The sequence below is a fragment of the Acinetobacter sp. SH20PTE14 genome (assembly GCF_021391555.1).
Taxonomy (GTDB): Bacteria; Pseudomonadota; Gammaproteobacteria; order Pseudomonadales; family Moraxellaceae; genus Acinetobacter; species Acinetobacter amyesii.
The window spans coordinates 3,279,559-3,302,370 of sequence record NZ_CP090067.1; the positions used below are offsets into that span (position 1 = coordinate 3,279,559).

Annotated in this window: 22 protein-coding genes; 8 read left to right on the forward strand and 14 right to left on the reverse strand. The window is 42.5% G+C overall.

The genetic code is table 11. The features are described 5' to 3' along the window. The first annotated feature begins 177 nt into the window (after nucleotides 1-177). The 4 genes from LXF01_RS15975 (at nucleotide 178) to LXF01_RS15990 (ending at nucleotide 3,371) form a co-directional block, all read left to right on the forward strand. Nucleotides 178-717: a DUF924 family protein gene (locus LXF01_RS15975; protein WP_078190604.1), complete on the forward strand. Its 540-nt coding sequence runs from the start codon at nucleotides 178-180 to the stop codon at nucleotides 715-717. Between the two features lie 59 nt (nucleotides 718-776). Then, a complete protein-coding gene (locus LXF01_RS15980) occupies nucleotides 777-1,334 on the forward strand; it encodes a CC0125/CC1285 family lipoprotein (RefSeq protein WP_180156459.1) in 558 nt (185 codons plus the stop codon). 26 nt (nucleotides 1,335-1,360) lie between these two features. After that, nucleotides 1,361-2,671, forward strand: coding sequence for a DUF445 domain-containing protein (locus LXF01_RS15985; RefSeq protein WP_180156457.1), 1,311 nt, complete (start codon nucleotides 1,361-1,363; stop codon nucleotides 2,669-2,671). Nucleotides 2,672-2,777: 106 nt separating this feature from the next. Further along, nucleotides 2,778-3,371: a hypothetical protein gene (locus LXF01_RS15990; protein WP_180132816.1), complete on the forward strand. Its 594-nt coding sequence runs from the start codon at nucleotides 2,778-2,780 to the stop codon at nucleotides 3,369-3,371. 59 nt (nucleotides 3,372-3,430) lie between these two features. Here the strand turns inward: LXF01_RS15990 and LXF01_RS15995 are convergent, their stop codons facing one another. Further along, the gene (locus LXF01_RS15995) at nucleotides 3,431-3,718 is read right to left on the reverse strand and encodes a DUF2798 domain-containing protein (protein WP_373684219.1); all 288 of its coding nucleotides are present in this window, start codon (nucleotides 3,716-3,718) and stop codon (nucleotides 3,431-3,433) included. A 177-nt stretch (nucleotides 3,719-3,895) separates the two neighbouring features. Between LXF01_RS15995 and argS the strand changes: the two genes are divergently transcribed. Together argS and LXF01_RS16005 are read left to right on the forward strand one after the other, a co-directional pair. After that, nucleotides 3,896-5,686: an arginine--tRNA ligase gene (gene argS / locus LXF01_RS16000; RefSeq protein ID WP_078190674.1), complete on the forward strand. Its 1,791-nt coding sequence runs from the start codon at nucleotides 3,896-3,898 to the stop codon at nucleotides 5,684-5,686. Between the two features lie 244 nt (nucleotides 5,687-5,930). Continuing rightward, entirely contained in the window at nucleotides 5,931-6,530 is a 600-nt protein-coding gene (locus LXF01_RS16005) for an SPOR domain-containing protein (RefSeq protein ID WP_233944711.1), read from the forward strand. Nucleotides 6,531-6,675: 145 nt separating this feature from the next. Here the strand turns inward: LXF01_RS16005 and asd are convergent, their stop codons facing one another. From asd to LXF01_RS16030, 5 genes are all read right to left on the reverse strand, one after another. After that, nucleotides 6,676-7,527 carry an archaetidylserine decarboxylase gene (gene asd / locus LXF01_RS16010; protein WP_078193251.1) on the reverse strand — a complete coding sequence of 284 codons (852 nt, stop codon included), beginning with the start codon at nucleotides 7,525-7,527 and terminating at the stop codon, nucleotides 6,676-6,678. Beyond that, nucleotides 7,524-8,372: a sulfurtransferase gene (locus tag LXF01_RS16015; RefSeq protein WP_233944712.1), complete on the reverse strand. Its 849-nt coding sequence runs from the start codon at nucleotides 8,370-8,372 to the stop codon at nucleotides 7,524-7,526. Before LXF01_RS16015 ends, asd begins: the two co-directional genes overlap by 4 nt. A gap of 153 nt (nucleotides 8,373-8,525) precedes the next feature. Further along, nucleotides 8,526-9,734, reverse strand: a complete 1,209-nt coding sequence (pncB, locus tag LXF01_RS16020; protein WP_180036025.1) for a nicotinate phosphoribosyltransferase — start codon at nucleotides 9,732-9,734, stop codon at nucleotides 8,526-8,528. Nucleotides 9,735-9,880: 146 nt separating this feature from the next. After that, complete coding sequence (locus LXF01_RS16025) at nucleotides 9,881-10,381, reverse strand: ankyrin repeat domain-containing protein (RefSeq protein ID WP_233944713.1); 501 nt, start codon at nucleotides 10,379-10,381, stop codon at nucleotides 9,881-9,883. 181 nt (nucleotides 10,382-10,562) lie between these two features. Further along, entirely contained in the window at nucleotides 10,563-12,080 is a 1,518-nt protein-coding gene (locus LXF01_RS16030) for a catalase (protein WP_233944714.1), read from the reverse strand. Nucleotides 12,081-12,309: 229 nt separating this feature from the next. Here LXF01_RS16030 and dtd point away from each other — a divergent pair, with 229 nt between their 5' ends. Further along, a complete protein-coding gene (gene dtd, locus LXF01_RS16035) occupies nucleotides 12,310-12,750 on the forward strand; it encodes a D-aminoacyl-tRNA deacylase (RefSeq protein WP_180101690.1) in 441 nt (146 codons plus the stop codon). A gap of 79 nt (nucleotides 12,751-12,829) precedes the next feature. Here dtd and LXF01_RS16040 read toward each other — a convergent pair whose 3' ends face one another. The 3 genes from LXF01_RS16040 to serB form a co-directional block, all read right to left on the reverse strand. Then, on the reverse strand, nucleotides 12,830-13,309 hold the full coding sequence (locus tag LXF01_RS16040; RefSeq protein ID WP_078190615.1) for an SCP2 sterol-binding domain-containing protein: 480 nt from the start codon (nucleotides 13,307-13,309) through the stop codon (nucleotides 12,830-12,832). A gap of 156 nt (nucleotides 13,310-13,465) precedes the next feature. Then, the gene (aciT, locus tag LXF01_RS16045; RefSeq protein WP_078190616.1) at nucleotides 13,466-13,798 is read right to left on the reverse strand and encodes an AciT family ciprofloxacin tolerance protein; all 333 of its coding nucleotides are present in this window, start codon (nucleotides 13,796-13,798) and stop codon (nucleotides 13,466-13,468) included. Nucleotides 13,799-14,212: 414 nt separating this feature from the next. Continuing rightward, nucleotides 14,213-15,433, reverse strand: coding sequence for a phosphoserine phosphatase SerB (gene serB, locus LXF01_RS16050; protein ID WP_111885109.1), 1,221 nt, complete (start codon nucleotides 15,431-15,433; stop codon nucleotides 14,213-14,215). A gap of 77 nt (nucleotides 15,434-15,510) precedes the next feature. Between serB and LXF01_RS16055 the strand changes: the two genes are divergently transcribed. Continuing rightward, entirely contained in the window at nucleotides 15,511-16,767 is a 1,257-nt protein-coding gene (locus tag LXF01_RS16055; RefSeq protein WP_078190618.1) for a hypothetical protein, read from the forward strand. A gap of 48 nt (nucleotides 16,768-16,815) precedes the next feature. Here the strand turns inward: LXF01_RS16055 and ppk1 are convergent, their stop codons facing one another. The 5 genes from ppk1 to mhpT form a co-directional block, all read right to left on the reverse strand. Next, the gene (gene ppk1 / locus LXF01_RS16060; RefSeq protein ID WP_233944715.1) at nucleotides 16,816-18,879 is read right to left on the reverse strand and encodes a polyphosphate kinase 1; all 2,064 of its coding nucleotides are present in this window, start codon (nucleotides 18,877-18,879) and stop codon (nucleotides 16,816-16,818) included. Between the two features lie 202 nt (nucleotides 18,880-19,081). Further along, entirely contained in the window at nucleotides 19,082-20,047 is a 966-nt protein-coding gene (locus tag LXF01_RS16065; protein ID WP_233944716.1) for a bile acid:sodium symporter family protein, read from the reverse strand. Nucleotides 20,048-20,120: 73 nt separating this feature from the next. Then, nucleotides 20,121-20,771, reverse strand: coding sequence for a bifunctional nicotinamidase/pyrazinamidase (gene pncA, locus LXF01_RS16070; RefSeq protein WP_180022346.1), 651 nt, complete (start codon nucleotides 20,769-20,771; stop codon nucleotides 20,121-20,123). 70 nt (nucleotides 20,772-20,841) lie between these two features. After that, on the reverse strand, nucleotides 20,842-21,231 hold the full coding sequence (locus tag LXF01_RS16075) for a hypothetical protein (RefSeq protein ID WP_233944717.1): 390 nt from the start codon (nucleotides 21,229-21,231) through the stop codon (nucleotides 20,842-20,844). A 151-nt stretch (nucleotides 21,232-21,382) separates the two neighbouring features. Further along, nucleotides 21,383-22,594, reverse strand: a complete 1,212-nt coding sequence (mhpT, locus tag LXF01_RS16080; RefSeq protein WP_078193261.1) for a 3-(3-hydroxy-phenyl)propionate transporter MhpT — start codon at nucleotides 22,592-22,594, stop codon at nucleotides 21,383-21,385. Between the last annotated feature and the right edge of the window lie 218 nt (nucleotides 22,595-22,812).

Below are 22,812 nucleotides of genomic sequence, written 5' to 3' on the forward strand. Positions count from 1 at the left end.
ATAAAATCATCAGTTTATATCAGTATAACGCGATTTGAAGTGGGCAAATGACCCACTGTATAGTTTTGAGACAAACCGTGATTTTATTTTGGCAATTTTTTATCACAAACTTACTCTATATGACATTTGAAATTTGTGATTTTATAAACAAATATATGCTAATAATGCTTAAAACTTATGAATTATCAAGATATTCTCGAATTTTGGTTTAACCCAGAAAATCAGCCCAATTGGTTCGCTAAAAGCAATAATTTTGATGTTTTAATCGAAAAAAAGTTTAAAGACATCCATCAAGCGGCCAGTCAAGCAGAACTGTGGCAATGGCGTACTACTGCCGAAGGTCGATTGGCTGAAATTATTGTTTTAGATCAATTTTCTAGAAATTTATTCCGTGACTCTGGCTTGGCTTTTGCCCAAGATGCACTGGCTTTGGCGCTTGCACAAGAAGCCATCGCGCAGGGTTTAGATCTACAATTAAGCCCTGAACAGCGCTCATTTTTATATATGCCCTTTATGCATAGCGAATCGACAAAAATCCATCAAAGCGCGTTAAAATTATTTGAGCAACTGGGCAATCCGATCAACTTAGAATTTGAAAAAAAGCATAAAGTGATTATCGATCGATTTGGACGTTACCCGCATCGCAATGCGGTATTGGGCAGAACATCTACAGCAGAGGAATTGGAATTTTTAACCCAGCCCAATTCTAGCTTTTAATTGACGGCTTTTGGCCAGTATCTCCCCTTGCCATGAACCGACTAAACAGGAGTATGCGCATGAACAAACTCATTATCGCAGCAGCCATGACCGCAGCACTCGGTTTGACTGGCTGTGCCACAACCCCATCAAAACCTTTGACCTTTGAACAACTCGGTCAATATTCTGCGACACCATTAAATGCGCAAAGCTACCGTATTAGCTTTCAAGCTCGCCCCAATATGAGCTATGGTACTGCCGAAGAAATTACCTTGGTTAAAGCCGCTCAAACCACCCTACACAATGGCTTTCAATATTTTAAAGTCATGGATGATCCGAGTAATCGGAGTCAAAAACCACCGCGTCAAGCGGTGATTTACCCAGACCCTATGCCTTATCCATATGGCTATTATCGTCGCCATCCCGGATTTTGGCCAGGCCCGTTTTATGACGTTCCACAGGTGGTCACACTCGATCCGACTCAAGTTTCCTACAGTATTACTTGCTATAAAGATCGTGCCAAAGCCCCTCAGGATGCCTTTGATGCTCGCTTGATTTTGCAGTCACTCGGAGCTAAATATGGTTTAGACAGCCAAGGAAATCCTTTGCCTGTAGCCGCTGAGCCCACCTCTAAATAAGTCAACCCATAGAGACCCGATCATTGATGAGCCCAACTGAACAGCCCGCTGTTTCACCTAGTCTGCAACGCAGTAAACGCTTCGCCACCATTGCTTTGGTGGTGGCGGTGCTGGCGTGGATTGCATTGATGATCGCAGCTAAATTGCTGCCTGAATACGTCTGGCTCATTCATATTTTAATGCTTTCAGCAGAAGCTGGAGTGGTTGGTGGTTTGGCAGACTGGTATGCGATAACCGTTTTATTTCGCAATCCCTTTGGTCGTATTCCGATTCCTAAATTTTTACGTGACCACACAGAAATTATTCCACGCAATAAAGCGCGCATTGCTGAGTCCATGGGCCGCTTTGTTCAGGAAAATTTTCTTTCACCACAAGTGGTTGAAAAAAGTTTAGCGGAGACGGATCTCTCTCTTGCCGTCGGGAAATGGTTGGCCAATCCGCACAATAATGCGCAAGTGACTCAAGTCATTCAGCAAACGGTACCGAAAATTTTCGAATTTGTCGGTCAGGAACAAATTGGACGATTTATCCAAAATAACAGCGTGCAATGGGTACGCAATACGCAAGTCAACCATCTTGCCAGTGAAATGCTGCGAGCAGTTTTAGAAAATGATTTCCATCAAGATGTCCTGCAACGTGGATTAGATTTAGCCCATGACTGGATGTTACAGCACCCTGAACAAACCCGTGATTTATCACGTCAGTTGTTTAAAGAACTCGGTGTTTGGAAGCTCGCCAAAGGTGCAAGCTGGATCGGCATTGATGTACAACAACGCACCATTGATTCATTGGTGAGCCGTGTCGAATCTATGTTGGCCGATCCAGAACATCCTTGGCGTCGAAAAATTGAAGAAATGGCACAGCAGCTTATGCAGCAACTGGCAGACAATCAAAGTGTAGCCAGCCAACGCCTGAACAGTACCAAAGATGCCATGCTCGATAGTCCACAAATGTTGAATTTTATCAGTGGTGCAGTGGTGATTTTATGCGACGCGATTCGTTCTGATTTAGAAAAACCCGACTCTGGGATTGCACAAAACCTACGTGTCGCCATTCAACAAGTGGGCGAAAATATTGTCTCTAATGTCGCTGTACGCCAATTGCTGAATGAAAAAATGAGTGATATTGCCATCAATCTCTCCGATCAATATAGCGAAAAAGTCATTCGGTTTATCAGTGAACGTATACATGAATGGGATTCACGTGAAATGATCGATAAGATCGAAAACGAAGTCGGTGGCGACTTGCATATGATTCGAGTCAATGGTGTCGTGGTCGGTGGTTTTATTGGCCTCGCACTGGGGATTATTCGTGCCTGTGTAGAATGGCTGCTTTAGCCGCCTGCAGCAGTCCTCCTCAAAGGAGATTGGCCGCAGGTTTGAGCTTTATGCGTAGAACCGTTAAACTTTGCCGATCCGAAAATTTAATAGAACAATAAAATCTATGCATTTACCTGCCATCTATACACTACCATTCATTCTAATCATCAGTAGCTTAAGCGCTTGCCAGACCATTTCCAAAACCAGTAGCACAGTCAGCGACAAAGTGATGGGCATGCTCGGTAAAGAAAAAGCCCCTGAAATCGATAAAAAAGGCACAGTCGATATCAGCAAAAGTACCCAACAACAGTTAGAAACCCTACTAACCAATATGCCGAAAAATCAGTGGATCTATATTGAAAATGATCAACAAGGCACATCTACCCTCAAAAATAAATCGGCAGACAATTTCACCTTGAGCCTCAAATTGAATTGCAAAATCAGCACTCAGCGCCCAACTTTCAGTATAAGCAACGCGGATGGCCAAGAGATCCTAAAAGCACATGATACAAATGTGGGGCAAATTCAAATTCTGCTCGACAATAAAAACTTTGGAAATCCGTTTGAGACAGCCCATCAGCAAAAGTTCCAAAGCTTTAAAACCGCTGTCGCTCAGGCCAAAGTCATTAAAGTGTTTAATTCCTCAAAACTCTATACCTTCCAAAACAACAAAGCCGAGTTACTCTCTAAAGCAGTGAGTTGTCGCGATAGCCTATAAATATTTAAAGCGAAATGCAGTAAGTCACCATTTTACTCAACTGTGACTTACATGCAGGCTTATTTTGCAGGTGGCTGTGGCCCTGACATATCAACCAGCAGGCCTGTAAACTTTCGAACAAATGGCAATAAAATCAGTACAATGGGAAAAGCAATTGCCCATGAAATCATCCAATTATGCAGCCATAGAGTCACAAATCCCTCAAACCAGCCTAAATTTCTGAGCATATTAATAAACGAAATAATACCGCTCATGAGACAGGATAAAATAAACGGCACGATAATCAGCGCCCAGCGTGCAGCTAACTTCGGCACATTGCCAAAAATTTTAGGGGTGGGTTGTGACATGTCCATATACTCAAGCAGTGATCCTGAATCGCTAAACTACTTATATCGTTTTACTTCGATATAAGCAATGCTTCACTTTTATCGAATATTTTTTATTCGCAACAAATGGGTTCACCTAAAGAGCCTGAAATTTGCTATATTTACCGTTTTTCTGCGACATTTATTTTTCGACTGATTATGAATACGGCAATACAAGCAGCGCTCGATCATGCAGTGCAATCCCTTCAAGCTGAAGGTGTACTCCCAACTGACTGGAACAATACTAGCAATTTGACCCGAACCAAAGACCGAAGCCACGGTGACTTTGCGTCAAACATTGCCATGATTGCCTCTAAAGCTGCAGGTATGAAGCCGCGTGATTTAGCCGAAAAAATTCTGGCAAATCTTCCAGAAGTCGCAGATATCAGCAAAGCAGAAATTGCAGGTCCTGGCTTTATTAACTTCTTTTTAAATGCTGACCAACGTTTTGCTGTCTTAGACCAAATTCAAGCTCAGAAAGATCAGTTCGGTCGCACACAGGCCAATGCTGAAAAACGTGTTCAAGTGGAATTCGTTTCAGCCAACCCAACGTCTAGCCTACACGTTGGTCATGGTCGTGGCGCAGCTTACGGTATGACCGTTGCCAATCTTCTTGAAGCAACAGGTGCCAAAGTTGACCGTGAATACTATGTCAACGATGCTGGTCGTCAAATGGATATCTTGGCGACATCAACTTACTTGCGTTATTTAGAATTGACGGGTCAACAACTGGTCTTCCCTAAAAATGCATATCAAGGCGACTACGTTAAAGAAATCGCACAAAGTATTATCGACAAAGATGGCGATGCTTATGTACGCCCTGTTGCCGACATCTACAAAGATGTGCCAGAAGATGTGCAATATGCCGCTGAACTCGATAGCGAAGGCAATAAAGTCGTTGTTTCAGGCGATAAAGAAAAACACATTGATGGCCTAATTCATAATTCACAAAACCATTTGGCTGCGGGTTACCGTGTGTTCCATCAAGCTGCGCTGAAAGCCATTCTCGATGACATTAAAGATGACCTCGGTGAATTTGGCGTGACTTTCAATCAATGGTTCAGCGAAGCAACCTTGACTGAAAAAATTGATGAAGCATTACAAATGCTCGATCAACGTGGTTTCTTATACGAAAAAGATGGCAACATCTGGTTCAAATCAACTGAATTTGGTGATGAAAAAGACCGTGTTGTGAAACGTCGTAATGGTCAGACTACATACTTCGCATCCGACATTGCTTATCACTTAAATAAACTACAACGCGGCTATACAGATATCGTGGATATCTGGGGTTCAGACCACCACGGTTATATTGCACGTGTGAAAGCAGCGATTGATGCGCTTGGCTATGATTCTAAAAAATTGACGGTGCTTTTGGTTCAATTTGTGAGCCTATGGCGTGGCGGCGAGATGGTTCAAATGTCATCTCGTTCAGGTCAATTCGTAACTTTACGTGACTTACGTAAAGAAGTGGGCAACGATGCTGCTCGTTTCTACTACGTCATGCGTAAATCAGAACAACACATTGACTTCGACTTAGACCTTGCTGTGTCTCAAAGCAAAGACAATGCGGTGTACTACATTCAATATGCGCACGCACGTATCTGCCGTATGCTCGAAAAAGCCGCTGCGACAGACGTTCAATTCTCTGCTGAAGCTGCGCGTCAATTTGCAGCTAAACTTGAGTTAGAAGCTGAAACTGAAGTTCTTGCTAAACTTGCGGCTTATCCTGAAATTGTGGTGCGTGCTGCAAACAGCTATGAACCACACCAAGTGGGTAACTACTTGAAAGAGTTGGCGGCGTTGTTCCATGGTTGGTACAACGAAAATAAAGTCTTGGGTGATGATGCAGAACTGACTCAAGCGCGCTTATTACTGTCTGTAAACGTACAGCAAGTTTTACGCAATGGTCTTGAATTATTGGGTGTGAGTGCGCCTGAATCAATGTAAGCCATTATTAGCATACGTTAGAATCCGTCCATGTATGACCATATACATTGACGCCTATACAGGCTCTTTATGAGCCTGTATTTTCATGGATATTCAGTCATCTTTTAATGAAAACTTGAAGATGTTGAAATTGTGAAAATTAAACATAAACAGCATGACAGTCATGTAATATATAATAATCAGAACTTGGTTTTGGGTCAGTTCCTACTAGGTTCGTAACAATTACAATTAAAGAGGTTTCCTCGTGTTTGGAAAAACGCAACGCGGTATATCAGAGCGGCCGAATCAGCCTAAAAAACCATTGATTCCTGCATGGTTAGGTACACTTGTGATCATTTTAATCGTGTTGAGTTTCTTGGTGGCCTTGATGTTATGGAAACCATGGGAGCCGGTAAAACCGAAAGGTCAAATTACCTCTGAACACTACCAAGAAGAAACCAATAAAGATTACCGTTTTTATGATCTGTTGCCTCAGCAACAAGTCACCCCGATTCCAGATCAAGCTGTGCCTGAAACAGATACCAAAGAAACCGTGGTGATCGTTGAAGCACCTGAAACGGCTACCACTACACCGACTGAGCCGGGTATTGAAGCCACAGAAACAACACCTGCCCCTGCAAGCTATATTTTGCAAGTGCGTAGCTATGATGACCCTGACCAAGCCGATGCCCGTCGTGCAGAAATTATTTTAAATGGCTTATCTGCCGATGTGATCCAAAGTAATGAAAATGGCAAAGTTTGGTATCGCGTCGTGTCTGGCCCCTATGATTCACAAGAAGCTGCTGTGATTGCACAGCAAACTTTACGTCATAGCAGTATCGACTCGATTGTCGTAAAACGCTAAATTTTGCAATTAAAAAAAGCGCCTGATGGCGCTTTTTTTTATTCATTCCTTTAATAAAGGGAGGTTAGAAGGGATTCTTTTTTGAATACATCAGCTTAGCTCAAAAACCTCTCCCTAACCCTCTCCTAAAGGGACAGGGAATTCATTAAATGGTATGCCCTAAAGCTTCGCCCATCACCACAGTCGAGTTGGCTTTAAAGGTCGCATCCCATTGCATTTTGTTTTCTTCAAACAACACAACCGCTGTTGAACCTAAATAGAAACGGCCCAATTCTGCACCTTTTTCTAAGAATAAATCGTGTTGATTCAGTTCCAAACGCCCTGTCGGTTTAACTTTACCTGTAGCCACGGTTTCAATACCTGCCACGATCATTGCGCCCACCAATACAACCGCCATACGACCAACTTCTGTATCAAATAAGCAGACCATGCGTTCATTACGAGCGAATAAACCTGGAATATTTTCAGCAGTGGTTTGGTTTACAGAGAATAATTCACCCGGTACATACAAGGTTTCTGTCAATGTCCCTGCAAATGGCATATGTACACGGTGGTAGTCTTTTGGTGACAAATAAACCGTAGCAAACTGCCCATTTTTAAACGGCTCTGCCAATTGTGGATCGGCAATCAGGTTTTCAACGGTGAACTTCTGCCCTTTGGCCTGAAATACGTCACCATTTTCAATTTTACCTAGTTGTGAAATCGCACCATCTGCGGGTGAAACAACACTGTTGGCATTTGCATCAACTACACGTACGCCTTCTTTTAAAGAACGAGTGAAAAATTCATTGAATGATTTAAATTTCAGGGCATTACTTTGCTCAGCAATCGACATGTCGATGCCATACTGTGCTTTAAATGCGGTAATCACAGCATTTTTCACCACAGGGTTTTCGCTTGCAGCCAATTTACCGACGATACGTGATAATTTGTGCTGTGGAACAACACGCTGAGCTTGAATAAAAATTTGTTTTTTTAACTGAGATGTAAGGCTCAAGACGGCAACTCTCCGGTGATCACAGGACTATCGAGTCGGTTGCCCCACTCGCTCCACGCACCATCGTAAGCTCGAATATTCCAACCGAGTAAACGTCCTAGTATATAAGCTAGGCCCGACCGATGATGGGACTGACAATATACCACCACAGGTTCGTTTAAATTGAATCCCAATTGTTCTAAGCGTTGTTGTGTGCGTTCTAAAGGATGCAATTTTAAATGATTTTCTCGGTTAAGGGCAGTACTCCATTCGAAATGTCGTGCTCCCGGAATGTGACCGCCGCGTCGCGCAGCCAAACGTAGGCCTGTATATTCATCTTCGGTACGGCAGTCCCATACTTGGATCTGCTCCTGCTGCACACGAGCCAATAGCTCATCATAATTTGTTTGATACTGAGCACGCGCCTCTGCACTTACTTCAACCAATGGGCTCACGGGTTCAAATTTCTCAATTTCAGACGAGGTCGGTAAGCCTGCCCCAAGCCAAGCATGGATGCCACCATTGAGGAGACTGGTATTTTCAAAACCGAGGCAATGTAAGTTCCAAATCAGTCGACCAGCCCATGCCCCACCTTCATCGTCATACACTACTACATGATGTTCTGGACTGATATTCAGATAGCTGATGAGCTGTTCTAAACCGGCTTGGTCAGGTAAAAGCCCCATCGCTTGTTCTTCTTGGCGCACTAACAGTTTCGGCTGCACATGGAGTGCATGTGGAATATGCAATTGGTCATAAACCGAACGACGACTCAAATCGACGATCCGTAGTTTTTCATTACCAAGATGTGGAACCAATTCTTCCGCTTCAATCAGCAGACCAAAATTCAGTGTAGATGCTGTCATCGTTGTTCGTATTGTATTTTGTGCGATTAAATTCGATCTTAGCATAAGTCATTTTCACTATTATTCTGAATTTTTGCATTCCTTTAGCAATATTTTAGATATAAAAAAGCCGAATCATTGATTCGGCTTTTTTAGTTTTATCTAATGCTGTGTTTAAGCGCTAACTTCAGAGATGTCAAACACCTGACGTAGATACGCTAAGAAAGTATCATTATCCGTCATGGTTTTACCCGGACTATCTGAAATTTTTGCCACAGATTGACCATTACATTCAACCAGTTTCAGTACGATATTCAGCGCAGTTTGTCCCATATCATTGGTCAAGTTGGTGCCAATACCAAAGCTAACTTGGAAACGGTCTTTAAAGTAATTGTGTAAATCCCAAGCTTTTTCAATGTTCAAGCCATCACTGAAAGTCAGCATTTTGGTTTTACTGTCAATTTTAAGCTTTTTGTAATGTGCATAGGCTTTATCGCCCCATTCATACGGGTCGCCACTGTCATGACGTAAACCGTCGAATAGTTTGGCAAAGTACAAATCGAAGTCACGTAGGAACGCATCCATACCGACAACGTCCGTTAAGGCTATTCCTAAGTCACCGCGGTATTCCTGCACCCATGTTTCTAGCGCAGACTTCTGGAAGTTACGTAGACGAACATCAAGCGCTTGGAATGCTTGTAGGAACTCATGCGCCATCGTACCAATTGGAGTAATGTTCAAGTCTTTGGCAATCAGAACATTACTTGTACCGCGGAAAATATACGGTGAAGCCTGATTTAATTCTTCAATTACATGCTTTTGCCATGCATAACTATAACGACGACGCGTGCCAAAATCAGAGACCAAGAATGGTGGATCATTTGGATTTTGCCGTGCTTCATACTGCTTCAGCAAGGCAACCTTATGTTGTAAACGGCGCTCACCTTCGGCTAAAACTTCTGGTGTACGAATACGTTGGAAATATAATTCATTGACGATGGCTAAAACAAAGATTTCAAACATCATCGCTTGAACCATTGGGCCTTCTACCCAAATGTCGAGTCGACCTTCATCATCAATACCCGCTTTAATAAAACGGCGTTTAAGCTGAAATAATTCAAGATAATCAACAAAATCGCTTTTAATAAAACGTAAACTGCGTAAATACTGCAATTCATCTTCTTTAAACTTCAACTGACAAAGCATGTCGAGCTGCATGTTTAAATCATCCAAAATTTCAACCAGTGGATAGGCTGTATCGTCCAAGTTACGGCAGCGAAAGTGATACACACTATGGGTTTGCGGAAATTTGTGTAACACCACCTGAAGCATGGTGAATTTATACAGATCTGTGTCTAATAAGGATTGGATGATTGGAGACATAAAGACTTTCAGTTTTTATCAACTCTTTGCATTAAAGCATACTTTATTGATAAAAAGCCGATTGATTTAGTGGAATAACTTATAAATCACCGCGATTCATCGACTTTTTTCAATTTTTTTGCTGAAGCTGAGCGCGATCAAGCTCACTATTTTTTGAGTAACTGTCGATATTTTTCTTCTTGACCAAATTCACGCGCAAACTGTTCTGCAGTCTTTTGCCCCGTTTTTTTGGCATTTGCATCGCAATCCACTTGGCGTAATTGTTTTGCAATCGCCCATTCTAATTTAAACATGGCACCCATCAATGCGGTGTTGCCTCTATTGTCACGTGCGCAGCGGTCTGCACCGTGTTCCAGCAAACGAGTCACAATATTTTGATGACCATAATAGGTCGCCATCATCAGTGGTGTAAAACCCGAAGCATTGCGCACATCGACCGGAAAACCGTGCTTAAGAAATTCATTGATGACTTCTTCATTGCCAGTTTTGGCTGCAGCAAAGAAGATTGCGATCAATTCCTGTTGTGGGGTCATCTGATCGCTTGCAGTTGCTTTAGCGGGGGAGATATCTTCCGCGATTGCCACGTTTGTAAATGCGGAACCAAACGCTAGAAGACTGGCTAAAGTCAAATGTTGCATAACTTTCATGATGAACTCCAACAGAAATCGAATGTAGAATTGAATTAGAAATAATTCATTTCATAAAAATGAATATTTAAGGAGTGCCTATGAAACTCCCCCTAGGGTGCAGGAAAGGTATGGAGCTTCATAGGACTTTTTTGAGGTAACGTTCTAGACCCTAGTTACCAATCCTTCAGACTGATCGAAATTAGTCTTTCAGTTGTGCTGCTTTAGCTTTTACAGTTGCAAGGTTACCGTTTACTGCTTTAGTCATACGCATACCGTAGTCTGCATCTGCTTTGTAGAAGTAAGACAACATGATGTGCTTGGTTTCAGAATCTTTTACGTTGCCAAGATCCGCAGCCAAGTTCATGATTAAATCGTCTTTTTCTTTAGCAGAGTATGAACGGTAAAGCTCACCCGCTTGCTTGAAGTTTTGCTCTTTGGTACAGATCTGTTGAACTGTGCCTGTCAGCGGAGTTTGAACAGCGCGTGCTTTCTCAGTGGCAGCTTTAGGCACTTTACGGCTTGGCTCGTAGTTCACGTCAGAATCACGCTCGTTAACATTCATGTAGCCATCTTGGTTGTTGTTGTTAACAGCAACAAGCGGACGGTTGACTGGAATTTGCTGGTGGTTCGCGCCTAAACGGTACATTTGAGTATCTGAGTAAGAGAAGATACGACCTTGTAATAGACGGTCTTCTGAAGGCTCGATACCTGGAACTAAGTTACCTGGAGCCAATGCCACTTGTTCAGTTTCATTGAAGAAGTTTTTCGGCATACGGTTCAGCGTTAACGTACCGACTTTAGTTTCTGGAACTAGGTTCGTCGGCCAGATTTTTGTTGGATCAAGCGGGTCAAAATCAAAGCTGTTTAAATCTTTAGGATCTAACACTTGGATATAAAGATCCCATTTCGGGAATTTACCAGCGTTGATGTTGTTATAAAGATCGTTAGTCAAGTGATTAAAATCTTTACCTTGTTGCTCAGCAGCTTCTTTAACGTTCAGACCTTTCACGCCTTGTTTAGAGCGGAAGTTGAATTTAACGTATTTGTATTCGCCTTTGTCGTTATAAAGCTTGTACGCATGTACACCAAAGCCGTCTTGTTCGCGGTAGCTGGTAGGCACGCCTTGGTTACCATACACATAAGTCAACATGTTGGTTGCCCATGGCTGGCTAGACAAGAAATCAAATACGCGGTTTGCGTCTTGAACGTTGTTGATTGGGCTAGGCTTCATGGCATGGATGAAGTCTGGGAATTTGATCGCATCACGGATGAAGAATACTGGAGTTTGGTTACCCACTAAGTCCCAGTTGCCTTCTTGTGTATAGAACTTGATCGCAAAACCGTGCGGGTCACGTAAAGTTTCTGGAGAACCTTTACCGTGAATTACAGTCGAGAAACGTAAGAAAACTGGAGTCTTAGTACCTGCTTTGAACAATGAAGCAATGGTGAGATCAGATAAATCTTTAGTTGCAACGAATTCACCATAAGCACCTGTACCACGGGCATGTACCACACGCTCAGGAATACGCTCACGACCAAAACGTTGTAATTTTTGAACCAATTGTACGTCTTGAAGTAGAACTGAACCATTTGGACCCGCAGTAATCGAGTTTTGGTTATCGCCTACTGGTGCACCATTGTCTTTAGTTAATGGCGCTGCTTGAGTTGCCGCTGTTGCTGTTGCTAACATCGCAACCAATAAAGAACGCTTAAACATCGTCTTAATCTCTCTGTTAAATACCTTTCCTGCCCCGCAAAGATACTGATATTTAATAAATAGATAAAACAGATTATTTTTATAAATTCAATCGCATTATTAGATTTATAAAAAATATACATTTCATTTTCAAATGTTTGAGCCCAAAATTTTCTAAACATCGCTTCGAAAGAATGCTGTCTTTGCTACAATCCCTGCCCTATGTTCAATTTTCTACTCGGAAGAATTTATGCGGGCCTTGTTACAACGTGTTTTGGAAGCCAAAGTGGTAGTCGATGGTGAGATCACGGGTGAAATTAATCACGGTATTTTGGTGTTTTTAGGACTTGGCAAAGCTGACGATTTAGAAAAGGGCAAAAAACTGATCGATAAGATCTTGAAATACCGTTTTTTTGATGATGAACAAGGCAAGATGGGCTGGAATGTCAGTCAAGCTGGCGGCGGTATCCTCTTGGTGTCTCAATTTACTCTGATGGCACAAACGCAAAAAGGCCTGCGCCCTGATTTTGGCCCTGCCATGCCGCCAAGCGATGCCAAAGCACTGTATGAACAGCTGGTCGATTACACCAAGCGCCAATATGACCATGTACAAACAGGTATCTTTGCTGCCGACATGAAAGTGCATTTAGTTAATGATGGGCCGGTCACTTTTAATTTAGAAATTGAATAAAAACTAAGTAATAAAAAAGCCCTCAAAAGAGGGCTTTTTTTTAATCCTCCCGCTTAAGGAGGAGAACAAGGCGTAAATCTTACTTACCTGTTTTTTCTTTAATAAACGCACGTGCGATTTTGATTTTTTCTTTAACCGGTTTTGGAAGTTTAGGTGGAATTAACTTCGCCACTTGGTTAAACCAAACCAGTAAACCAAAATCACCTTCCATTTTAATACTGCCATTTTGCATACCCGTCATGAATGCAGTGGGGTCACCTTTCATTAGGGTTTTCACGCCCTGTTCACTGTCCGCAAATTGCAAAATAAAGTCTGCTTTTTCAGCATCGCCTGAAACAGTATCAATCTGTCCATTATTTACAATAATTTGACGTGCAACACCCAAATCTGTACCGATTTGAATACGGAATTGACGTTCATGAACCAATTCAATGAATTTAGGGCTAGTACGTGCAAGCTGTTTCATACGAAGCGCTAAACCTGCCACGAGTAAATCAAGTGGATCCGTACTGACATCAACTAAAGGTAGTTTTACGACAGGAATTGATGATAGTTTCATGACTTAAAGCCTATTGTAATTGTTGGAAAATTGACTGGTTTCATCCTACCATAACTTGGCTTTTGAGAAGTAAGGCTTTGTATCTCAAATCGGACTAATACGTTCATAAAAAAATGCGCCCTCAGGCGCATTTTCATTGAAATTTTGTTCTGGCACTTATCGGCTCGAACATTGCTGTTCTTCATCATATACAGGCGTGTGCTCTATACATTGGCGCTTTGCCATCGCACGCTCTGCACGGCGGTCTTCACGTAACAATACTAAAGTGAATACCACCATTGCGGCCATTAATGCCGTTAAATAACTATAAGTCACTGATAATTCAAACATGGTTTGTGTACCAAATCGAATTACTTCAATGAGTCCCCACACCAGCATCCCCGCCAGCATAAAACTTAACCAGCGACGATAAGGCGAGAAGAAAACAGCAATCACAGCCGCCGATACCAAGCTCAGGCCAACGATTGTTGCTAAATTCGCTGTTAACATAAAAACCTCCGTCATTTGACAACTGACATCTCTTGTCTTACAGGATGCTGAGCCGTCTCACTACTGTATCTTCAGTAAATAGATTTGGTCGATCTCAATCTCTTGCAAGCATTATGCTGAGTTTTTTGCATAAAAAAAGTCTCGTTTTTTGTCCATGCGACACACCTTGTCGCAACATTATTTTGTCATTACATTTTTTCTTTTTAAAGAATTTCTAGAACAATGATGGCATCTCGTTTCGAGTGTCATTACAAAAAAAACAGCTGGTTTTAGGCTAAAAAAATTAATTTTTCGAATGCTGTTAATCGTTGTTTTTATCGACAATTTTCTTCTACCGTTCATCGGATGAGCTGAATTCTTGGCATAAAAAAACGCAGCCTTTTGGCTACGTTTTTGACTGTGCCTTAAATGGTTTTAAGCACGATTTAAATCTTTATCATGCACACCAAGCAGGTAAAGAACACCATCTAGACCCACGCTTGAAATGGCTTGATTGGCATTTTGACGCACTAAAGGTTTCGCACGGAAAGCAACGCCTAAGCCGGCTAAAGACAACATTGGCAAATCATTCGCACCATCACCGACTGCAATGGCTTGTTCTAATGAAATCCCCATTTCTTCAGCGATTTGTGTCAATAAGAAGGCTTTGCGAGCACCATCCACAATATGGCCTTTCACTTCACCCGTTACCGCGCCATCTTGGACGTCCAATACATTGGCATGGACTTCATCGATACCCAGTTTTGCTTGTAGATATTCAGCAAAATACTGAAAACCACCTGACAAAATAGCCGTGCGATAGCCCAGTGATTTAAGCGTTGAAATCAGACGTTCCGCACCTTCTGTAATGGTCAGACGTTCTGCAATCTTAGGCAATACCGAAGCATCCATACCTTTGAGTAATGCCACACGTGCACGGAAACTTTGTTGGAAATCAAGTTCACCTTGCATAGCACGTTCAGTGATTTCAGCCACTTGAGCGCCAACACCCGCTTCAATTGCCAATTCATCAATTACTTCTTGCTCAATCAGCGTCGAGTCCATATCAAAGCAGACCAAACGACGATTACGACGGTAAGCATTGTCCTCTTGAACGGCAACATCTACCCCAAGTTCAGTAGATAGACGTAAACATGCTGCACGCATCGCAGTGGCATCCAACATTTGGCCTTTTAAACCAAATTGAACGCAGGCACGGCGCGGACCTTCGCTCGATCCATCTAACTCTGGACGGCCAGATAAACGAGTCACAGTTTCGATATTGAAGCCTTGGCTCGACACAATATTTGTAACTGCCTGTAAATGAGACGCCTGTAATTCTGGCGCAAGTGCCGTAACGATATAGCGTGTGCGGCCTCCCTCATTTACCCATTGTTGATATTCTGTTGTAGAGATTGGTTTAAAGCGCACAGTTAAGCCAATATCATGTGCTAAAATCAACATCTCCTTCATGGCTAATGCTGTCGCAGTCTGGTCTTCCGACGAAACAACAATACCTAAAGTCAGCTGATTGTGGATGACTGCTTGTCCGACATCTAAAATCTGTAAGGAATGTGCGGACAAAACCTGCATTAATCGTGTAAATTGATTAGGTTGGTCAGGTCCTAAAAGTGATATAAGAATGATTTCTCGCATGAATTGACTCGGGTCTGAGCTACAACTAATGTAAGAATCATAATCTAAATTGAATAGAAATGCCTTGGAAGTTTACGTTGAATGCGCCTAGACAAGGGCTATTTGCTAGCCTATTAGTAGTTTGTTTTGCTTTGCATACCTTTTTATTGGTATTGGCAACAACCCACCAACTGAACGAAAACCGTGCCAGTCAGGGACAACTGATGACCAGTCAATTGGTTACAGACAGCCTATCTGAGCTTGAGCCGGCCAATACCGTATCATTAGCCTTACTTGCTGACCGCTATGCAACCAACCCGAGCGTGGCTTCCATCCGCATCTTAAATGCCAATAATCAAGTCTTGGCTACAGGCGGTTTGACCAAAACCCGTGACGGTGAAATCTTTGTTCGTGATGCGCTGCAAAACGAAAAGAAAGTCGGAACGGTTGAAATCACCTTAATTAAACCAAGTATTGGTGAAATCTTACGTACGCAATGGGCCGCGATTCTATTTTCATTATTCCTACATGGCTTGTTGTGGTTAGCGTATCGTGCCATTGCTCGCCCTAGTCGTACTGAATATTTAGCGCGAATCAACAATGAATCACGTCTAAAACATGAAATTCAAACGCTAGCGCAGGCTTTAGAACAAGAAAAACATAATGCCGCTGTGGCGATTGCTCAAGCGCAGCAAAATGCGCAAGCCAAAGCAAAACAGCATAAAGACATGAAACCAGTGGTTCTCGACAGCAACAGCTTGGCATTAAATATTCAATTTTATGATCCGAAACAGCTGCTCGATAGCGTCAACAAAACCGTGTCTGTGCCGTATTTTAATCTCTGCCAAATTTTCTTAAATAAAACCACAGAACTCTGTGTTCAACATTATAAATTGAACAGTTCTGACATCAGTACGGTACATAAGTTTGATGAACATGGCGCAACCATCAGCATGACCGCTGACACTCCAGATGCGCTGCGTTGCCTCACCATGATCAGCTCAGTATTCCAATTGCTTTCAGATGTTTTATATAAACGCTACCGTGAAGAAAAACGTTTCGTTTTACAAACCCGTAGCGCGATTTCAAGCTCTGTCGAAGCCATGCAATTGTCTTCTGTGCAAGCGGCTGAACGTTTAGTCCAACAATTGGTTGCTAAAGAAAGTGCCATTCATGTGCCGACAACTTTGCTCAAAGAGATTTCAGATCATTTCCAATTGGTCAGTTTGCCAAATCCGACCAATGTGCTCACTCGTCATGCATTTATGCTCAATGGGATGGACAGTGATGCCGCTGAATTGGCTCAAAACTTCAGAACTGAAATTTTAAAATCCAAACAGTCAAAAGCCTCGTAAAGGTTTGAGCGAAATCAAAAATCCCGACTTAAGTCGGGATTTTTTGTCTTAAACAGTCGAAATTTTCTGTGCAATCAAATATTTTTGCGCATTATGCGGTTCGGCACCTGCTTCAACCGCGACTTTCTCCCATTGCCCATTCGACTGCATTTCCCATGCATTTTGATTATCTTCCAAATAGTTAAGTAAACAATCTTTCATAATGCGTTTTTTCAAACGGCTTTCCAAAATGGGAAAACAGGTTTCGACCCGTGAAAATAAGTTACGTCCCATCCAATCAGCACTGGCACAGTACAATCGTTTTTCGCCTGCATGCTCAAAATAATACACTCGAGTATGCTCTAAGAAGCGTCCGACGATAGATCTCACATGAATATTCTCAGACATGCCTTTGACCTGAGGAATCAAACAACAAATCGAACGGATAATTAAATCTACAGATACCCCTGCTTGCGATGCACGATACAAAGCAGCAATCAGTTGCGGTTCCGTGAGTGCATTGACCTTCACAATAATTCGTGCGTATTTTCCCGCTTGTGCGGCAACAATTTCCTGTTCAATCAGTTTCAGTAATTCAGTATGCAGAGTAAATGGTGCATGCAGTAAGGCTTTCAGCTTCGCCATCTTGCCCATACCGGTCAATTCCTGAAACATGCGATGCACATCTTCGCAAATATCGGGATGCGTCGTCATCAGGCCATAATCGGTATACATCCGCGCATTGCCTGCGTGGTAGTTACCTGTTCCCAAATGGGCGTAGCGTAACAGCTGATTATTTTCACGGCGTACAATCAAAATCATCTTGGCATGGGTTTTATAGCCCACAATGCCATACACCACGACAGCGCCCGCTTCTTGCAATAAGTTGGCCACGGTAATATTGGATTCTTCATCAAACCGCGCCCGAAGTTCGATGACGGCGGTTACTTCCTTGCCGTTGCGTGCCGCCTCCGCTAAAACTTGTACGATGTCCGAATCTGGCCCACTACGATAGAGCGTTTGCTTAATGGCTAATACCTGAGGGTCTTTTGCAGCTTCACGTAATAAGTTGATGACCGGTTGAAAGGAGTCAAACGGATGATGTAACAACACATCTTGTGTTTTTAATACATCAAAAATCGCGGTTTGTTTACGAAAAACTTTAGGAATAATCGGTGTATAGACCGGATATTTCAGTTCAGGTCGATTAAAACTGGTACTGAGACGCGATAAATTGATCGGGCCGTCAATGCGATAGAGCTCCTGCTCACTCAAATCAAATTCATCTAACAAATAATCAATAATGCTTTGCGGACAATCATCTTCAATTTCTAAGCGAACTGCCCGACCAAAACGCCGTGAAGACAATTCATCTTTTAATGCCACCGCCAAGTCATCCACATCTTCAGCCAGAACTAAATCTGCATTGCGTGTCACTCGAAAGGCATAACAGCCCGTCGCTTTCATCCCCGGAAATAGGTCATTGATGTGTTGCTGAATAATGGCGGTCAGGAAAATTTGTGTCTCTGCACTGCCTTCAACCTCGGCGGGCATTTTGATTAAACGCGGCAATGAGCGTGGCGCAGGCACAATTGCCATTTCAATGGCACGACCAAAGGCATCTTTGCCTTCTAGACTCACAATAAAGTTGAGGCTTTTATTGACCAAGCGTGGAAACGGATGCGATGGATCTAAGCTAATTGGTGTTAAAACTGGTTGAACTTCTTTACTAAAATAATGGCTAATCCACGCCCGATGTTTTTCTAAAATATCTTTAAATTGAATAAAGCGAATGCCTTCACTTTGTAATGCAGGCAATACAGCATGATTGAGGGTGTGGTATTGCTGTGCAACCGTGTCATGAATCACTTGGGAAAGTTCATCTAAGACCACTTCAGTCGGAATGGCATCTGGCGTCCGTGCAATCGCATTCAAATCTCGTTGTTTCATCAGCCCCGCAATGCGAATTTCAAAGAATTCATCTAAATTGCGTGAAAAAATGATGAGAAAATTCAAGCGTTCAAGTAATGGTAAACTTGAATCGAGTGCTTGAGCCAAGACCCGCCGATTAAAATCTAAAAGCGACAATTCACGATTATAATAGGTCTCTGATGAATGCTGAAAATGTTGCATACCCTCTCAATGCTGCTTGAAACAGTCTATATCTAAAGTGGTTGCCGGCATGTTAGGCATGCGGAGATGACACTTATGTTACAAATAGCATTAATCAATTAAAAAAGCATGCAATTCCCTAAAACACTGTTCATCAAATCGTAAAATTTATTTTCGACATAAAAAAAGAGGGAGATTACCCTCTTTTTTACTGAATTGTTTTTTATGCAGGCTTGTCTTGTTCCGATGCTTTGGGCTCACTCGTCCGTGCTGCCCAATAGGTTGCCAATGCAGGACCCGAGATATTGTGCCACAAACTAAAAATCGCACTCGGCACAGCGGTCAAAGGTGAAGCAGCAAAATGGGTCGCCGCCAATGCCACACCCAAACCTGAGTTTTGCATCCCGACTTCAATTGATACTGCTTTACAGTCTGCATAGGGCAATTTAAACAGTCGGCTGGCCCAAAAACCCAATAGATAGCCCAAGCCATTATGTAAGGCCACTACCCCAAGAATCAGTAAACCTGATTGCAAAATCTGTGTTCGACTACCCGCAATGATTGCCGCCACAATCGCCACAATTGCCACAACAGAAACCAATGGCATGACCTGTATATAGGCATCCACTCGGTGCTTAAATACAGTTCGAATCATTAACCCCACAATGATCGGAAATAAAACCACTTGTAAAATTGAAACCAACATCGATGCCGCATTAATTTCAATCCATTGGCTTGCCAGCAAATAGAAAATCGCAGGGGTTAAAACCGGTGCCAGTAATGTCGAAACAGAGGTACAGGCAACAGATAATGCGGTATTGCCTTTTGCCATATAGGTGATGACATTAGAGGCCGTTCCACCCGGACAGCAACCGACAAGAATGACCCCGATCGCGATTTCTGTCGGCAGTTGTAATAATTTACACAAGAAAAAAGCCAATCCCGGCATCACAATAAACTGTGCCAAAACCCCGATCATCACAGCTTTAGGGCTTTGCAATACACTTTTAAAATCTTGCAGTGTCATGGTCATGCCCATACCCAACATAATGATGCCTAGCATCCATGGAATATATGCTTTTAACCAAACAAATACATCGGGAAAAAACATGGCGAGCGCTGCAAACAGCACCACCCAAATCGCAAATGTTTTCTGCACAAATTGAGTGAATTTTAAGAAAGCCGACATAGGCATCTTCCATTTAAAAACAGGGACAAAAAAAGGCACACCCTTGTGCCTTTTCTCAACTGAGCCCACTGGGTCATGCCAAAGATAATGCCTGTGCATGCTGCTGCACAATATCTTTCAGGTAAATACGCTTCACCCCATTCGCCAACATGTCTTGCCATGCATGCTGTAAGGAACCCTGTAAATCGATCCCTTTGGTCAAATCAGCAATCACAAAAGTTTCAAAACCAAGCTTACGTGCATCCATTGCCGTCCATGCAACACAGAAATCCGTGGCAATGCCCACCACAAAGACTGTATCAATACCGCGTTCGCGCAAATAGCCCGCCAAACCTGTTGAGGTTTTCTGATCCGCTTCCATAAAAGCAGAGTAGCTGTCGATATGCTGATGAAAACCTTTACGGATAATCAGCTGCGCCGTTGGTAAATTTAAATCAGGATGCAATTCGGCATCCTGTGTACCTTGTACACAATGCGTCGGCCACAATACTTGCGTTCCATAATTCAGCTCTATGCTGTCATAAGGTGCATGCTCAGGATGATTTTCAGCAAAAGAGATATGGTCGGCTGGATGCCAATCTTGAGTCAGCACAATATTCGTAAAGTATTGCCCCAGTTGATTAATCCCTGGAATAATTTGATCGGCATTGGCAACAGCCAACTGACCACCTGGGGTAAAACCATTTTGTACATCAACCACAATCAGCGCTGTATTTTTTTGCATATCTCTCCATCCGTTGTCATGCATTTTCGGCGACTCTACTGATTCGCTCATATTTTAAAAGCCTTAGTATTCAGTCCTGTGCGTAAAAATAAAATGACTGTCCTTCCTGACAATACCGATACTTGGGCAAATGCTCAACCAAACGTTGTGCAAAGCGTGGGTAAATACGGGCTTTTCGCCGAGTCGAAGCATGAAAATAAAAATATCGCGGTTGATGTTGAAAGATATATTTTAATAAATGGCTGCGTGTCTGTTGCATGACCTCAAATGCATTAATATTTTCAGCAACATCTTCTAGGGTAGGTTCATCGGCAAAGGCTAACCACGCATTTTTTCTCGGCTGTTGGCGATGTCTTTGAAATACAGGTTTGAGTTCCAAGATCAGTTCGTATTGATGTAGATACAAACTGAATTCACGTTGATCAACTTTAAAAATTGCGATCAGTTTTCTTGCTGACATAGCCCCTCTACGTTGATTTTTTATTTTCTCATTCTGCTGCATTTTTACATAAAATACGTTTATTTATCTTGGCTTAAAGCATTAGTGCGACTTCTATTGTCGCCATAAAAAAGCCCGCATGATGCGGGCTTTTTTTGATATAACATGTTCCTTATGATGGAATACGACGTACCAATAACAACATAAATATTGCAGAGATTGCGATACATGGAATTGCCGCGGTAATCACCCCTGCCGCACCAAAACCTGCTGCCAATAACTGACCCGCAATTGCAGGGCCTAACATTGCACCGACACGACCAACGGCTGAAGCTACACCAACACCCGTACCACGTAACTGTGTTGGATACACGATACCACCGAAGGCATACAATACACCTTGGCAACCAATCACGAATGCACCGACTAAAGCTGACGCCATGTACATTTGGGTCAATGAACCTGCACCATTCAGCGCAAATAGACCTGCCAAAATACCGCCGTACATCAAAATGATCACATAAGCTTTCTTCCAACGGTCAGTCAACATACCTAAAATGATCGTACCAATGGTTGCACTCACCATGAAGTAGAACTGCGCAGTTGCACCATCTTTACGAGTGAAACCGAGTTCGGTGAACAACGACGGTAACCAGCTCAACATGATGTACACCACCATCAAGGTGAAGAAGTAGCTCACCCAAATTGAGAAAGTACGTAAACGGTTTTCTGTGTTAAAGAGGTTTTTGAAAGCACCTTGTTGCACTTCGCCATTGGCGGTCGCTTGAACCGCTTGATCTTTGGCTTTCAAGAATTCACGCGATTCGGGCAGGAACCAAATCATCAATGGAATCACAACAATCGGTAATAAACCGCCTAAATAGAAAATATTTTTCCAGTTTGCACCGAAGTCCGTCATTGCAACTAATGACAAGATTGCCGCACCCACAGGCATACCACAGTACATCAAACCGACTGCACGACCACGATTTTGTGGCGTTACTGCTTCAGATGCCAAGGTAATTAAAATTGGCATTGCTGCACCTAAACCTGCACCTGCAAGAAAACGTACAGCGAGTAAGCTATGGAAGCTATTTACCCATACCGTACATAAGGTAAAGATGGCGAACATCCCCGTAGACCAAATTAATACTTTTTTACGGCCCATTCGGTCTGCAATCCGACCACCCAACAAAGCACCAGGTAATAATCCTAAAATACCGGCACTAAAAAACACCCCTAGCTGCGAGCTATCCAGCCCGAAATATTCACGAATCCCTGCTGCTGCAATACCTGCAGCCTGAATATCCAGACCTTCGATTACGGCAATAAGGAAGCAGATTGCTACCGTGACAATAGCATGCTTATTATCTGACTTTTCCATTGGAGAATCCTTGTTGTCATCAGCGTTCAAATTAAGTCGCATCATCGCTGAGCCTTATAAAGGATATAACTACCAATAAGTTGAAGCCTTTCGTCCAAAATTGGATTACGTGCATGGTGTAATAGTTTTTGTGCTTTAAGTCACAAAGTCGTAAAAACAATTAAAAATTTATAATAAAAAAATATGAATCGTGCAATGAACAGTCAAATCAAGCGATC

Coding starts and splice junctions, on each gene's coding strand:
- aciT (WP_078190616.1), bottom strand. CDS start 13,798: ATGTTAACAGCGAATTTAGCAACAATCGTTGGCCTGAGCTTGGTATCG.
- serB (WP_111885109.1), bottom strand. CDS start 15,433: ATGCGAGAAATCATTCTTATATCACTTTTAGGACCTGACCAACCTAAT.
- LXF01_RS15985 (WP_180156457.1), top strand. CDS start 1,361: ATGAGCCCAACTGAACAGCCCGCTGTTTCACCTAGTCTGCAACGCAGT.
- LXF01_RS16065 (WP_233944716.1), bottom strand. CDS start 20,047: ATGTCGGCTTTCTTAAAATTCACTCAATTTGTGCAGAAAACATTTGCG.
- LXF01_RS15980 (WP_180156459.1), top strand. CDS start 777: ATGAACAAACTCATTATCGCAGCAGCCATGACCGCAGCACTCGGTTTG.
- LXF01_RS16030 (WP_233944714.1), bottom strand. CDS start 12,080: ATGTTTAAGCGTTCTTTATTGGTTGCGATGTTAGCAACAGCAACAGCG.
- LXF01_RS15995 (WP_373684219.1), bottom strand. CDS start 3,718: ATGTCACAACCCACCCCTAAAATTTTTGGCAATGTGCCGAAGTTAGCT.
- pncB (WP_180036025.1), bottom strand. CDS start 9,734: ATGTCTCCAATCATCCAATCCTTATTAGACACAGATCTGTATAAATTC.
- pncA (WP_180022346.1), bottom strand. CDS start 20,771: ATGCAAAAAAATACAGCGCTGATTGTGGTTGATGTACAAAATGGTTTT.
- LXF01_RS15975 (WP_078190604.1), top strand. CDS start 178: ATGAATTATCAAGATATTCTCGAATTTTGGTTTAACCCAGAAAATCAG.
- LXF01_RS16075 (WP_233944717.1), bottom strand. CDS start 21,231: ATGTCAGCAAGAAAACTGATCGCAATTTTTAAAGTTGATCAACGTGAA.
- LXF01_RS16015 (WP_233944712.1), bottom strand. CDS start 8,372: ATGACAGCATCTACACTGAATTTTGGTCTGCTGATTGAAGCGGAAGAA.
- LXF01_RS15990 (WP_180132816.1), top strand. CDS start 2,778: ATGCATTTACCTGCCATCTATACACTACCATTCATTCTAATCATCAGT.
- LXF01_RS16040 (WP_078190615.1), bottom strand. CDS start 13,309: ATGAAACTATCATCAATTCCTGTCGTAAAACTACCTTTAGTTGATGTC.
- mhpT (WP_078193261.1), bottom strand. CDS start 22,594: ATGGAAAAGTCAGATAATAAGCATGCTATTGTCACGGTAGCAATCTGC.
- dtd (WP_180101690.1), top strand. CDS start 12,310: ATGCGGGCCTTGTTACAACGTGTTTTGGAAGCCAAAGTGGTAGTCGAT.
- argS (WP_078190674.1), top strand. CDS start 3,896: ATGAATACGGCAATACAAGCAGCGCTCGATCATGCAGTGCAATCCCTT.
- ppk1 (WP_233944715.1), bottom strand. CDS start 18,879: ATGCAACATTTTCAGCATTCATCAGAGACCTATTATAATCGTGAATTG.
- LXF01_RS16025 (WP_233944713.1), bottom strand. CDS start 10,381: ATGAAAGTTATGCAACATTTGACTTTAGCCAGTCTTCTAGCGTTTGGT.